The sequence below is a fragment of the Hymenobacter lapidarius genome, assembly GCF_001816145.1.
Classification (GTDB): Bacteria; Bacteroidota; Bacteroidia; order Cytophagales; family Hymenobacteraceae; genus Hymenobacter; species Hymenobacter lapidarius.
The window spans coordinates 1-13,379 of record NZ_MDZB01000150.1 but is presented as its reverse complement, the minus strand read 5'-3'; the positions used below and the strand labels follow the sequence as shown (position 1 = coordinate 13,379).

The following is a 13,379-nucleotide window of genomic DNA, read 5'->3' as shown; positions in this document are numbered from 1 at the left end:
CCAGTGCGGGCCTGCTGCATCTGGCAAAGCTACCGAAAGGGAGTAGCAACTAAAGTCTTGCCCTAAAGGGCATAGCTTTAACTAGCGTGCTTGAAAAGTAAACGAGAACGTCATACTGAGCGGACTCGAAGCACCTCACAGGTCACCTCACCCCCGGCCCCTCTCCTCAGGAGAGGGGAGCCTGACGACAGTAGCACGCGCCGCCGTGGCCCCCCTCTCCTGAGGAGAGGGGCCGGGGGTGAGGTCACCCGCCAGCACTTAGCCGCCTACCGCCGCCTGCTTCTTCACCAGATACTCGGCAATCTGCACGGCGTTGGTGGCGGCGCCTTTGCGCAGGTTGTCGGCCACTACCCACAGGTTGAGGGTGCGGGGCTGGGATTCGTCGCGGCGCAGGCGGCCCACCAGCACGGCGTCTTTGCCGTGGCTGTCTTTGGGCATGGGGTATTCATTCTGGCTTGGGTTGTCCACCAGCTCCACGCCGGGCGTGCGGGCTAGGATGGCGCGCACCTCGTCCAGCTCAAACTCGCGGGCAAACTCCACGTTGAGGGCCTCGGAATGGCCGCCCATCACGGGGATGCGCACGCAGGTGGCCGTGACGCGGATGCTGTCGTCGCCCATGATTTTCTTGGTCTCGTTCACCATTTTCAGCTCCTCCTTAGTGTAGCCGTTGGCCTCGAACACGTCGATGTGGGGCAGCACGTTCAGGTCGATGGGGTGCGGGTAGGCGGGGTTGCTGGCGGGGCGGCCGGCGCGCTCTTCCAGGAGCTGGTCCACGGCTTTCTTGCCGGTGCCGGTCACGCTCTGGTAGGTGCTCACCACAATGCGCTCTACCTTGTAGGCCTTGTGCAACTCGTTGATGGCCACCACTAATTGAATGGTGGAGCAGTTGGGGTTGGCAATGATTTTATCCTCCGGCGTCAGGGTGTCGGCGTTCAGCTCGGGTACCACCAGCTTCTTGGTGGGGTCCATGCGCCAGGCCGAGGAGTTGTCGATGACGGTGGTGCCCACGGCGGCAAAGCGCGGGGCGTGCTCCTTGCTCACGGAGCCGCCGGCCGAGAAAATGGCGATGTCCGGCCGGGCCGCCAGGGCGTCGTCCATGCTCACCACGGGGTATTTTTTGCCCAGGAATTCAACGGTCTGGCCCACCGATTTGGCCGAGGCCACGGGCAGCAGTTCGGTCAGCGGAAACCGGCGTTCGGCCAGCACCTTCAGCAGCTCGGTCCCCACCAAACCGGTGGCTCCTACAATAGCAAGTTTCATGGAAAAATCAGAAAATTAAAAAGCTGTCGGCCCAGTGGGCGCGGCACTGCAAATGTCGCCAGAAATAGGTTACTTAGACGCCGCGTCAGCTTGTGCTTCGCCGAAATAAAGAATGGGAAACGGGCCGGTAGCGCTACCAATCCCGGGGTATCCGGACGCGCTTCCCGTTTCTCCCCCTGTCCAAGACCAGATTGAAATTGTTGATGAAACACCTGTACCTGCTGCTCCTCCTGTTGCTGCCGGGCTTTGCCCAGGCCCAGCTGGTTGAAAACTTCACCGACGGCAACTTCACCGCCAACCCTGTCTGGACCGGGGACGTGGCCAGCTTTCAGGTAACCACCCAGCAGCTGCAAAGCAACGGGCCGGGCGTGACGGGCACCCAGCTGCAGCTCAGCACGCCCAGCCAGGCCACCACCGGCACCGTGTGGGAATTCTGGGCCAACCTGCGCCTGGCCACCAGCTCCGGCAACCTGGCCGATGTATGGCTCATGGCCTCACAAACGGACCTAAAAAACACCGGCAACTCCGGGTACTTCGTGCGCCTGGGCGGCACCGACGACGAGGTGAGCCTGTTCCGCAAAGATTCCACCCGTTCGGCCGTGCTCGTAATCGACGGGGCCAACGGCACCCTGGCCAGCGCCACCAACAACCTGGTGCGCGTGCGCGTGACCCGCAGCACCGCCAACCGCTGGACCCTGGAGCGCGACCTTACCGGTGGCCGCACCTTCGTGGCCGAAGCCGCCCAGCCCACCGATGCCACCTACCAGCGCAGCGTGGCCCTGGGCGTGTCGCTGCTGTACTCCTCGGCCAACAACCGCAGCTTTTTCTTCGACGACTTTGCCGTGACCGACGCCACCGCGCCGCTGCTGCTGCGGGCCGTGCCCGCCACGGCCCGCCTCCTAGACGTGGCCTTCAACGAAGCCGTGGACGCGGCCAGCGCCAGCAACCCGGCCAACTACCGCCTGCAAAGCGGGGCCGTGCCCACCGCCGCGCAAGTGCTGCCCAATAACCCCGCCGTGGTGCGCCTCACCTTCGGGGCCGATTTTGCCACCACCAACGTGCTGGAAGTGCGCAACGTAGCCGACCTCTACGGCAACGTGGCCGCGGGGCCGCTGCAGGCCACTTTTGCCGGCGCGGCCCTGCCCCCCGCCACACCCCAGGTGGGCGAGTTGCTCATCACCGAAATCTTTGCCGACGAGACGCCCCAGGTGGGCCTGCCGCTGTCGGAATACATTGAAATCTACAACCGCAGCAACCGGGTAATCAGCCTGGGCGGCGTGCGCCTGAGCAAGCCCGGCAGTACCTCGGCGGCCATTCTGCCCGACACGGCCCGGCTGCTGCCGGGCCAGTACGCCATTGTGTGCGGCAGCACGCGGGTGCTGCAGTTTGCTACTTACGGCAAGGTGTACGGGCCCACCAATTTTCCCTCGCTCAACAACGGCGGCGACCAGCTGGTGCTGCGCGGCCGCGACGGCCGCACGCTGTTCGAAGTGAGCTATTCCGACGCCTGGTACGGCGACGCCAAGAAGAAAGACGGCGGCTGGAGCCTCGAAATGGTGGATACCAATAACTACTGCGCCGGCGCCAGCAACTGGACCGCCAGCACCGCCGCCATTGGCGGCACGCCCGGCAAGGCCAACTCCGTAGCGGCCGCCCGCCCCGATGCCACCGCCCCTTCCCTGCTCCGCGCCGTGGCCCTCAACCCGACCACGGTGCGCCTGTACTTTTCAGAAAAATTGGACAGCACCTCAGCCGCCATTGCGAGCCGCTACGTGCTGGCCACCCTCGGCCCGGCCGTGACGCGCGCCGCCCCCGTGGCCCCCGATTTCCGGCAGGTAGACCTGACGCTGGCGGCGCCGCTGCTGGCCAGCCGCTCCACCACCCTGACCGTGCAAGCGGCTACCGACTGCGTGGGCAACGCCAGCGGCCCGCTGCAGTCGGCCACGTTTGCCCTGCCCGAACCGGCCGTGAGCGGCGATGTGGTCATCAACGAGCTGCTGTTTAATCCCCGGGTGAGCGCCGTGCGCTTCGTGGAGCTGCTCAACCGCAGCACCAAGTTCATCGACCTGCAGGGCTGGCAGATTGCCAACCTCAAGGCCGATGGCAGCGGCGTGGACGCCAAACCGCTCAGCGCCGGGCCGCTGGTGCTGGCGCCGGGCCAGGTGCTGGCGTTCAGCACCAACTCCAGCATTATTCAGTCGCAGTACCCCACCAGCACCGACGTGGCCAATCTGGTGCAGCTGGCTAGCCTGCCCACGTTTCCGGAGGAGAGCACGGCCCTGCTATTCAATGGCAGCGGCATTGAGCTGGACCGTTTTGCTTACAGTAAGAAACTGCACCTGAGCCTGCTGGCCAGCCAGGACGGCGTTTCGCTCGAGCGCATTCGGGCCAGCGGCCCCACTCTGGGTAGCAACTTCCACTCCGCCGCGGGTGCCGTGGGCTATGCCACGCCCGGCAGCCCCAACTCGCAGGCTCAGGATGCCCCCGGCGGCAACCAGGAGCTGACCGTGACGCCCGAAGTCTTCACGCCCGACGACGACGGCCTGCAGGATTTCACCACCCTCAACTACCACCTCGACCAGCCCGGCTACGTTGCCTCCGTGACGGTGTACGACGCCCTGGGCCGCCTCACGCGCCGCCTGGTGCGCAACGAAACCTTACCCGTCAACGGCTTCCTGCAGTGGGATGGCATCGACGACAAAGGCCGCAAAGCAGCCGTGGGCTACTACATCCTGCACGTGGAGCTGTTCCGCCCCAGCGGCGGCGAGAAGCGCGAGTACAAAAAAACGGTGGTGCTGGGCGCGCGGTTTTAGTTGCTGGTTGTTAGTCGTCGGATGTTAACGTATGACAACTGACAACCAGCCACCAAACTGCCACGGTTAAACTAGCGCTTCTTTTTGGCGTCAGAAGTGGCATGAATAGCACCCAGCAACTTCAACACCTTTACTGGCGGGCCGGCTTTGGGCCACGCCCGCAGGATGTGGCCGCCGGCCTCAATCCGCGCAAAGCCCTGCGGCAGCTGCTGCAGGATTCGGCGAAATACGAGCCCCTGGTGGGCGCCGACCTGAACTACACCGAACCCCAGGGCGCGGTGATGGCCGAGACGACGGCCATGAAAAAGCCGGTGCCCGACGGCACCGTGACCACCCCGCCCGACCAGCCGCTCCGGCCGCGGGCGGCGCTGCGGGGCGCGGCCGTCACACCCGAGCAGCGCAAGCTGCAGAACGCGGGCCTGCGCGATGCTTTTGCCAACATGAGCACGGCCTGGATGAGTCGCATGGCAGCCTCGCCGGCGCAGTTGCGCGAGAAAATGACGCTGTTCTGGCACGGGCACTTTGCGTGCCGGGTGCGCCAGCCCGGCCCGGCGCTGAGTCTGCACAATACTACCCGGCGCCTGGCCCTGGGCAAATTCCCCGACCTGCTGCTGGCCGTGAGCCGGGAGCCGGCCATGCTGCAGTTCCTCAACAACCAGCAAAACCGCAAGGCCAGCCCCAACGAGAACTTCGCCCGCGAAGTGATGGAGCTGTTCACGCTGGGCCGGGGCAACTACGCCGAGCAGGACGTGAAAGAAGCCGCCCGCGCCTTCACCGGCTGGGGCTACGACAACCAGGGCAACTTCCGGTTTCGGGAACAGGACCACGACGCGGGCCCCAAAACGTTTCTGGGTCGCACCGGCAACCTCACGGGCGAAGACGTACTGCAAATCATTCTGCAGCAGCCCGCAGCGGCCACGTTTCTGGTCACCAAAATCTACCGCTTTTTTGTGAACGAAGTGCCCAGCGCCGGCCACATCGAACCCCTGGCCGTGGCCTTTCGCCAGAGCGGCTACGACCTTGCCGACTTGATGGAGCGCCTGTTTTCGGCGGAGTGGTTTTACGCCCCGGCCAACGTGGGCACGCACATCAAGTCGCCGGTGGAGCTGCTGGCGGGCCTGCGCCGCACGCTTAGCGTGAAGATTGACAACGACCGGGCCCTGCTGGGCTACCAAAAGGCGCTGGGCCAAACCTTGTTTCAGCCCCCAAACGTGGCCGGCTGGCCCGGCGGCCGCAACTGGATAGACTCGTCGTCGCTGCTGCTGCGCCTGCAGCTGCCTGCCGTGCTGTTCCGCAACGCCGAGTTTGCCGTGGCCCTCAAGCAGGACGAAAACGACATTGCGCCCAACCTGAGCAAGGCTGAGCGCACCCTCCGGCCGGGCGTGGGCGCCCACCTGCCGCTCGGACCGCTGCAACAGTTACTGGGCACCGCCGCCGCCGCGCAGCAACCCGAGAAGCTCAGCGCCTTCCTTTTACAAGTCCCCATTCGTCCCGAAAACCTGCGGCTGGTGCAGCAGGCCACCCAGAAAAAAGCGCCCGCCGAAGCCCTGCGCACCACGCTAGTCAGCCTGCTCAGCCTGCCCGAATACCAACTGGCGTAAGAACGACAACTCCCCTCCTTGCCAAGGAAGGGATGTTCGAGCCAACGGCTCGGACAGGGGTGGTTGCGCTCGTTGAACGATACCTGAACAACGTTACTGCCAGTCGTTCGCCCATTGTTCAACGCCCGCAACCACCCCAGCCAAACCTATCGGCTTGGCGTCCCCTCCTTGGTAAGGAGGGGAGTTTTCCGCTCCATTATCCTTTCCCCTATCGTTATGGCTACCACTCGCCGCGATTTCCTTCGTAACTCCGCCCTGGCCAGTTCCCTGCTGCTGGTGCCCAAATTCCTACACGCCCTCGACCGAGGGCCTGGCCTAGCCCGGCTGGGCGATGCGCCGGGCGCGCGCCGCCTGATTGTGGTGCAGCTCAGCGGGGGCAATGATGGCCTGAACACCATTATTCCCTACAAAAACGACCTATACTACCGGGCGCGGCCCACGCTGGGCATTCGGGAAGCGCAGGGCATTCTGGCCCTGGAAAAAGACTTGGGCCTGCACCCGGCCCTGAAAGGCCTCAAGGGCCTGTATGACCAGGGTCACCTGGCGGTGCTCAACTCCGTGGGCTACCCCAATCCCGACCGGTCGCACTTCCGCTCCATGGACATCTGGCAGAGCGGCTCGGGCGCCGACCAGGCCGTGAGCACGGGCTGGCTGGGCCGCTACCTCGACTCCAACTGCCCCGACTGCCAGCACCCCTACAACGCGCTTGAAATCGACGATACGCTGAGTCTGGCGCTGAAAGGAACTGCCCGCAAAGGCCTGGCCCTGAAAAACCCCGGAAAGTTTCACCAGCTCAACCAAAACCGCCTGCTGGCCCAGGTGAGCCAGCAGGCCGCGCCCGCCCACCACGACCAAGTGGACTACCTCTACAAGACCCTGGCCGAAACCGCGTCTTCGGCCGATTACCTGTATGAGAAGTCCAAAATCTACCGGTCGGCGGTGGCGTACCCCAATTCGGATTTCGGCAAAAACCTAAAAACCACGGCCGAGCTGATTACCTCCGGTGTGGAGTCGCGGGTGTACTACCTGGCCTTATCGGGCTTCGATACGCACGTGCGGCAGCAGGAACAGCAGCAGCGCCTGCTCACGGACCTGGGCGACGGCCTAGCCGCGCTGGCCAACGACCTGCAACAGAACAACCAGTGGCACAACACGCTGGTGCTGGTGTTCTCGGAATTTGGCCGCCGCGTGGGCCAGAACGCCAGCAACGGCACCGACCACGGCACCGCCAACAACGTGCTGCTGCTGGGCGGCGGCCTGCGCCAAAAAGGCGTACTCAACGCCGCCCCCGACCTGGCCAACCTGGACCAGGGCGACCTGCGCCACCAGGTAGATTTCCGCAGCATTTACGCCAGCATTCTGAAGGACTGGCTGGGGGCCGACGACGCGGCCATTCTGGGCACGGGCTTCGAGCGCACGGCGGGCTTGGTGTGAGGTGGGGCGGGCGGCGGCAGGCACTTGCGTAGCTCCTCCATATCATTTGCCGGGGCCGCAGCGTACAACAGGGCATCTTTCCACCCTTTCCTAACTTATTGCCATGAAACCCATTTCTCCACTGGTGCACGGGGTGCTCGACTACTCGACCTGCGCCTTTTTCGCCCTCGCCCCCAGCCTGTTCAACCTGAACGGCGCTTATGCCACCATCTGCTATGTGCTGGCCGGCGGCTACCTCGTGGTTTCGCTGCTCACCAACATGCCGCTGGGCGCCGCACGCGTCATCCCGTTTCCGGTGCACGGCAAGCTGGAGCTGGTGAGCGGCCTGGTGTTCATTGCCTCGCCCTGGCTGTTTGGTTTCGCCAATGAGAACGAGACGGCCCGCAACTTGTTTGTGGGCGCCGGGCTGGTGTTTTTGGTAGTGTATTTCCTCACCGATTGGTACGCTCAGACCCAGGGAGCAAACTCCAGCCATACCATTTCGGGGGCTGGCACCACCGATTCGCGCAAGCCAGACATAGCCTAATTTTATTGCAGTACCAACATAAAAAAGCCCGGTCTCCAAATGGAGACCGGGCTTTTTTGCTGTGCGAATTGGGCTATATCTTGTGCCGTCAAACCCTCATCTACCACATATGAAGTACCTGCTACTCACCTTTGTCGCCGCCATTGCCCTCCAACTAGGCGCGGGCCCCACCGCCCGGGCCCAAACCACCGCGCCAGCGGCGGCCTACACCGGTCCCCGCTACCCCGGCGGGCCCGATTCCCTGCGCGCCCTGGTGTATCGCAGCACCCAAGCGAGTGCGCCCGCTCCGGCCGGCAAAGTACTGGTGCAGTTTGATTTGCCTAATGGCCAGCAACCCAACAACTTCAAGCTACTGCCTACTACTGGACCGATAAATATTCCCCTGCTTAACGCGGCGGCGGCGTCGTTGTCTTATCTGGAAACTCACATGGCGGCGTGGCAGCCTGCGTCAACTGGTGCTGAAGCCTCGGCCACTGGCAAATTCACAAATTCGTTGGTCCTTGATTTTTCCACGCCCATGGCCGCGCAACCTTACGCGTATGCCGACACTCAACCATCGTTTCCAATACCCGGGCGCAATCGCCTTCCGGTCGTTGGTGGAGCATCGCCCGAAAGCCTGGCCAGGTATATTCAGATGCAGGTTCGATACCCGGTTGAGGCGTTGCGGGCCCAGCAGGAAGGACGGGTGTACGCCTACTTTGAGGTGGCCGAAAATGGCAACCTGGAAAACCACGCTATTGTAAGCACTGCCGGCAAATTTCTTGATGCAACCGTACTACAGGCCGTCAGGAAATTACCAGCGGCCCTCACCCCTGCCCTTACTCAGGGAAAACCAGTGCGTATCTACTACATCATGCCCATCACTTTTGCCATTCAGTAGCACGTATTACAAGCCTCCCCCAACCGCTGCGTCTTCGGCTCCGCCCCGCACCACGGGCAGCTGGTATGGGCTTAAATGAGCTAGCTCCCAAACACCGCCGCGGCCAGCGCCAGCACGGCGGCGCGCGTTTGCTCGGGCTGCTCCAGGTACGACTGGTGGCCGCTGCCTTCCAGAAACAGGGCGTGGGCCTCGGCGGGCAGGGCAGCCTGGCGTACGGCGTCGTCAAAATGCACGGCCACGTCGTGCTTGCCGGCCACCAGCAGCACCGGGAATTTGGCGTTGCTGAGCACAGCGGTGCGGTCGGGGCGGGCGGCCATGCCGCGCAGGGCCCCGGTGATGGTGGTTTCGGGCGTGGCCTTGCCGATTTCCTCCAGCAGGGCACGGGCCTCAGTGAGCCGGTCGCGGTTGGTGGGCGCAAACAGCGGGCGCACGAACGATTCCATGAACTTGGCCACGCCGTGGCGCTCCACGAAACTGATGTTTTTCTCGCGGTTCTGGCGCTTCTCGTCGGTGTCGGCCAGGGCCGAGGAGTTGATGAGCACCAGGCCGGCCACGCGCTGGGGCCAGCGCTCGGCCAGGGCCAAGGCCACGTAGCCGCCCATGCTGTGGCACACCAGCAGCACGGGGTTGGGGCAGTCCTTCTGGCCGAGGTAGTCGATAACGTGGCGGGCCTGGGCCTCCATCGAGAAGTCGGGCACGGGCGCCAGGTTGGTGCCGTGGCCGGGCAGGTTGGGCGTGAGCAGCCGGTAGCCTTCGGGGAAAGCGCGGGTGAAAGCCGTCCACACCTCGCGGCTTTCGGCAAAGCCGTGGAGGAAGACGATGGTGGGCAGGTGGGGCGTGGCGGTGGTCATGGAAGCAAAAGTAGCGCCAGCACCGTGCCCGTGCCTCTGCTCGTAGCATGATTAACCCGTTCTCCTGCGCAGCAACGGTGCCCGCCCGAACAGCTACGGCAGCACCACCTGCGGCTACAAAAACGCCGTGCCCGCGGCCATGCGGCCGTAGCTCCGCGAGATGCCCCGGCCGTACCCAACTGCACCTTTCCTTTGGGCCTGATTGATAATTCCCCGCGTTTGATACAAAAACAACGCGCTTCTTTCCGGACCTTTGGCCCACGTACTAACTGCATTTCTATGAACCCTCTCGTTGCCATCCGCCAGTTCGACCAAAGCCTCTGGCTGGACTTTATCAGCCGCCCCATTCTGATTAACGGCACGTTGCAGCGCCGCATTACCGATGAAGCCCTGCGCGGCGTCACGTCGAACCCCGCCATTTTTGCCAAGTCCATCGGCGACAGCACCGACTACGATTCGGCCGTTCAGGCGCTGGCGCTGCAAGGCAAAACCACCGACGAAATTTACACCAGCTTGGCCGTGGCCGACGTGCAGGCCGCCTGCGACCTGTTCCGGCCTCTCTACGACGGCGAGCACACCAGCAGCGACGGCTACGTGAGCCTGGAAGTATCGCCCAAACTGGTGAACGACACCGAAGGCACCATAGAGGAAGGCCTGCGCCTGTGGCACACCGTGGACCGCCCCAACGTGATGATAAAAGTACCGGCCACGCTCGAAGGCCTGCCCGCCATTCGCCGCCTCATTGCTGAGGGCGTGAACGTGAACGTGACCCTGATTTTTGGGCTGGAGCGCTACCGCCTGGTGACGGAAGCGTTTTTGGCGGGCCTCGAAGACCGGGCGCAGGCCGGCCGGCCGCTGGCGCGCATCGACTCGGTGGCCAGCTTCTTCCTGAGCCGCATCGACGTGCTGATTGACCCGCTGCTGGAGAAAATCGCGGCCGAAGGCGGCGAGAGAGGCCAGCTGGCGCAATCTATGGTGGGCGAAGTGGCCCTGGCCAGCGCCAAGCAGGCGTACCAGATGTATAAGGAGATTTTTGCCGGCCCGCGTTGGGCGGCATTGCAGGCCCAGGGTGCCGAAACCCAGCGCCTGCTGTGGGCCAGCACCGGCAACAAAAACCCGAACTACGACGACCTGAAGTACGTCGAGAACCTCATCGGCCCGAAAACGGTGAACACCGTGCCGGTGGAAACGCTGGACATTTTCCGCGAGCGCGGCCAGCCCGCCAACCGCCTCGAAGAAGGTCTCGACCAGGCCCGCGAAGTGCTGCGCCGCCTGCCCGAGCTGGGCATCGACCTGAAGGAGCACACCAACTTCCTGGAAGTAGACGGCGCTAAGAAATTCAACGAGCCCTTCAGCAAGCTCATGTTGTCGCTGGATATGAAGCGCAAGCACGCCCTGGGCGAGATGGTGGTGCCCGTGACCATGCGCCTGGGCGGCTACCAGAGCGCCGTCGATAAGAAGATTGAGGAGCTGAACGACCAGAACTTCACCCAGGGCTTCTGGGATAAAAAGGCCGACCTCTGGGTGCAGGACGAAGCCGGGCAGCAGAGCATCCGCAGCTTTATGGGCTGGCTGCGCGTGGCCGAAACGATGGTGGGCCGCGTGCCCGAAATCGAGCAGTTTGTGCACGAAGTGAAGGCCGCCGGCTTCAAGCACGTGGTGGTGATGGGCATGGGCGGCAGCACCATGGCGCCCATCGTGTTCAAGGCCGCGTTTGAGCAGGGCGCAGCCGGTCTGCCCATGTCGGTGCTCGACACCACCGACCCCGGCACGGTGCGCCAGATTGAAGCGTCGGTACCGCTGGCTGAGACGCTATTCATCGTGGCCAGCAAATCGGGCACCACGGCCGAGCCGCTGGCCTTCGGCGACTATTTCTACGCCAAGCTGAAAGAGCTGAAGGGTGATAAGGCCGGCGAAAACTTCGTGGCCATCACCGACCCGGGGTCCAAGTTCGTGACCTCGGCTACGGCGCAGGGCTACCGCCGCATCTTCCTGAATTTCTCGGAAGTTGGCGGCCGTTTCTCGGCCCTCTCCTACTTCGGGCTGGTGCCGGCTGCCTTGTACGGCCTGCCCATTGGGGAGCTGCTGGAACGCGCCATTCGCATGATGCGCGCCTGCGGGGCTTATGGCGACGCGAAGCCAAACCCCGGCCTGGAGCTGGGTGCCGCCCTGGGTGTGCTCGCGCAGCTGGGCCGCGACAAGCTCACGCTGGTAGTGCCCGAAAAACTGAGCGACCTGGGCCTGTGGCTGGAGCAGCTCATCGCCGAAAGCACCGGCAAGGAAGGCAAGGGCATTTTGCCTGTAGCCGGTGAGCCACTGGCCGATGTGGGCCTCTACGGCCAGGACCGAGTGTTTGTGTACGTAGGCTACAAAGGCCAGGCCGATGAAACCAACACGAGCAAACTGAAGGCCCTGGAGCAAGCCGGTCACCCCATCATCAGCATTTTCATGGACGAGGCGCTGGACCTGGGCCAGGAGTTTTTCCGCTGGGAAGTGGCCACGGCCGTGGCCAGCGCCGTGCTCGGCATCAACCCCTTCGACCAGCCCAACGTGCAAGCCGCCAAAACGGCCACCGACGGCCTGATGAAGGCGGTGGAGGAGCAGGGCAGCCTGCCCGAAAAAAGCCAGCCCGTGGCCAGCGAAGGCGGCGTGGCCTACTACTCCGCGGTGCAGGGCGAAAGCGCCGAACAAGTGCTTAAAGCCTTTTTCGACCAGGCCCGGCCCGGCGATTTCCTCTGCCTGCAAGCCTACTTGACCGAAACGCCCGCCGTGAGCGCCAGCCTGCAAGAGCTGCGGGCCCGCGTGCAGGCCCAATACCACATTGCCAGCACGTCGGGCTACGGCCCGCGCTTCCTGCACTCCACCGGCCAGTACCACAAGGGCGGCCCCGACACCGGCCTGTTCGTTCAGTTCACCAACGACAACCCGCAGGACCTGGCGCTGCCCGGCCGTTCCTACACCTTCGGCACCTTCAAAAATGCCCAGGCCCTGGGCGACTTGGAGGCGTTGCAGAGCTACCACCGCCGCACCCTACGTGTGCACCTCGGCGCCGATGCCGAGAAGGGGCTGAAAACGATGCTGGCGGCGTTGCCAAAGACCTAGAAGGCTAAATTAAAAAAGAAGAACGTCATGCTGAGCGTAGTCGAAGCATCTCTACCGCAATACTAAAATTGATTAGTTAAGCGGTTGAGATGCTTCGGCTGCGCTCAGCATGACGTGCTGTTTAAAGGTGGTTCTTACACCTTTCCGTTTTCACGACGCCCTGCCCTACCGCATCCAGGTGCGGACGTAGCTGCCTTTAGGGTCGTAGCGCTTTGCTTGCTGAGCCACGTCGAAGGCCGTGTCGCGCACGTCGGTGCCGGTACCGGCGATGTACTTCCAGTTGCCCCAATTGGAGGCCGGGTCGTGGTCAATGAGCTGGTGCTCGAACCAGGCGGCGCCCCAGCGCCAGTCCTGATGCAGGTCGTGGATGAGGTAGCTGGCGGCGTTTTGGCGGCCGCGGTTGCTCATAAAGCCGGTGGCGGCCAGTTCGCGCATGTTGGCGTCGACGAAGGCGTTGCCGGTGCGGCCCTGGGTCCAGCGGTCAAAGGCGGCGCGGTCGGGGTTGGGGGCTTTGGGCAGCTGGCCGCGCAAGCCCGCGAGACGGAAAAAATCGGCACCGGCGCGGCGAGCGAGCAGCCGGAAATAGTCGCGCCAGACGAGCTCCATGCGCAGCTGCTGCGAGCCTTTGCCATTGCGGCCGGCCACGGCCTCGTAGCCATCAATAGCCGCCCATATCTGGCGGGCCGACAAGCTGCCATTGGCCAGCCAGGGCGAAAACTTGGTGCTGAAGGCCTCGCCCAGCATTTCGTTGCGGGTGTCGTTGTAGCGCGCAATCAGGCGGCGGTCCACGGCGTAGTCGTGCAGGCGGGTCAGGGCGGCCGTTTCGCCTCCGCCCAGCGCTGGCAGCGCCGAACGGGCGTCGCGGGGCCGCACGCTGGCGGCCGGCGGCCCAAAGCCACGGCCAGGGCGGGC

General features: G+C 63.9%; 9 protein-coding genes. 6 read left to right on the top strand and 3 right to left on the bottom strand.

What is annotated here, in order from left to right; genetic code table 11:
- Positions 1–258: 258 nt before the first annotated feature.
- Positions 259–1,260, bottom strand: coding sequence for an aspartate-semialdehyde dehydrogenase (locus tag BEN47_RS17395; protein ID WP_070730178.1), 1,002 nt, complete (start codon positions 1,258–1,260; stop codon positions 259–261).
- 203 nt (positions 1,261–1,463) lie between these two features.
- Between BEN47_RS17395 and BEN47_RS17390 the strand changes: the two genes are divergently transcribed.
- From BEN47_RS17390 to BEN47_RS17370, 5 genes are all read left to right on the top strand, one after another.
- Complete coding sequence (locus tag BEN47_RS17390; RefSeq protein ID WP_070730176.1) at positions 1,464–4,073, top strand: lamin tail domain-containing protein; 2,610 nt, start codon at positions 1,464–1,466, stop codon at positions 4,071–4,073.
- A gap of 101 nt (positions 4,074–4,174) precedes the next feature.
- Positions 4,175–5,674, top strand: a complete 1,500-nt coding sequence (locus tag BEN47_RS17385; RefSeq protein WP_070730174.1) for a DUF1800 domain-containing protein — start codon at positions 4,175–4,177, stop codon at positions 5,672–5,674.
- A 216-nt stretch (positions 5,675–5,890) separates the two neighbouring features.
- Positions 5,891–7,108, top strand: coding sequence for a DUF1501 domain-containing protein (locus tag BEN47_RS17380; RefSeq protein WP_070730172.1), 1,218 nt, complete (start codon positions 5,891–5,893; stop codon positions 7,106–7,108).
- A 103-nt stretch (positions 7,109–7,211) separates the two neighbouring features.
- Positions 7,212–7,634, top strand: coding sequence for an SPW repeat domain-containing protein (locus BEN47_RS17375; protein ID WP_070730170.1), 423 nt, complete (start codon positions 7,212–7,214; stop codon positions 7,632–7,634).
- Positions 7,635–7,743: 109 nt separating this feature from the next.
- Positions 7,744–8,514, top strand: coding sequence for an energy transducer TonB (locus BEN47_RS17370; RefSeq protein ID WP_070730168.1), 771 nt, complete (start codon positions 7,744–7,746; stop codon positions 8,512–8,514).
- An 80-nt stretch (positions 8,515–8,594) separates the two neighbouring features.
- Here the strand turns inward: BEN47_RS17370 and BEN47_RS17365 are convergent, their stop codons facing one another.
- Positions 8,595–9,365, bottom strand: coding sequence for an alpha/beta fold hydrolase (locus BEN47_RS17365; RefSeq protein ID WP_070730166.1), 771 nt, complete (start codon positions 9,363–9,365; stop codon positions 8,595–8,597).
- A 279-nt stretch (positions 9,366–9,644) separates the two neighbouring features.
- Here BEN47_RS17365 and BEN47_RS17360 point away from each other — a divergent pair, with 279 nt between their 5' ends.
- Positions 9,645–12,467 carry a bifunctional transaldolase/phosoglucose isomerase gene (locus BEN47_RS17360; protein WP_070730164.1) on the top strand — a complete coding sequence of 941 codons (2,823 nt, stop codon included), beginning with the start codon at positions 9,645–9,647 and terminating at the stop codon, positions 12,465–12,467.
- A gap of 165 nt (positions 12,468–12,632) precedes the next feature.
- On the opposite strand, the gene BEN47_RS17355 is transcribed toward BEN47_RS17360, so the two are convergent.
- Positions 12,633–13,379, bottom strand: a 747-nt coding sequence (locus BEN47_RS17355; protein WP_317039531.1) for an FAD-binding domain-containing protein, incomplete at its 5' end; no start/stop codon positions are given.

Excerpts from the sequence above, each read along its gene's own strand:
- BEN47_RS17395 (WP_070730178.1), bottom strand. The coding sequence starts at position 1,260 with ATGAAACTTGCTATTGTAGGAGCCACCGGTTTGGTGGGGACCGAGCTG.
- BEN47_RS17390 (WP_070730176.1), top strand. The coding sequence starts at position 1,464 with ATGAAACACCTGTACCTGCTGCTCCTCCTGTTGCTGCCGGGCTTTGCC.
- BEN47_RS17385 (WP_070730174.1), top strand. The coding sequence starts at position 4,175 with ATGAATAGCACCCAGCAACTTCAACACCTTTACTGGCGGGCCGGCTTT.
- BEN47_RS17380 (WP_070730172.1), top strand. The coding sequence starts at position 5,891 with ATGGCTACCACTCGCCGCGATTTCCTTCGTAACTCCGCCCTGGCCAGT.
- BEN47_RS17375 (WP_070730170.1), top strand. The coding sequence starts at position 7,212 with ATGAAACCCATTTCTCCACTGGTGCACGGGGTGCTCGACTACTCGACC.
- BEN47_RS17370 (WP_070730168.1), top strand. The coding sequence starts at position 7,744 with ATGAAGTACCTGCTACTCACCTTTGTCGCCGCCATTGCCCTCCAACTA.
- BEN47_RS17365 (WP_070730166.1), bottom strand. The coding sequence starts at position 9,365 with ATGACCACCGCCACGCCCCACCTGCCCACCATCGTCTTCCTCCACGGC.
- BEN47_RS17360 (WP_070730164.1), top strand. The coding sequence starts at position 9,645 with ATGAACCCTCTCGTTGCCATCCGCCAGTTCGACCAAAGCCTCTGGCTG.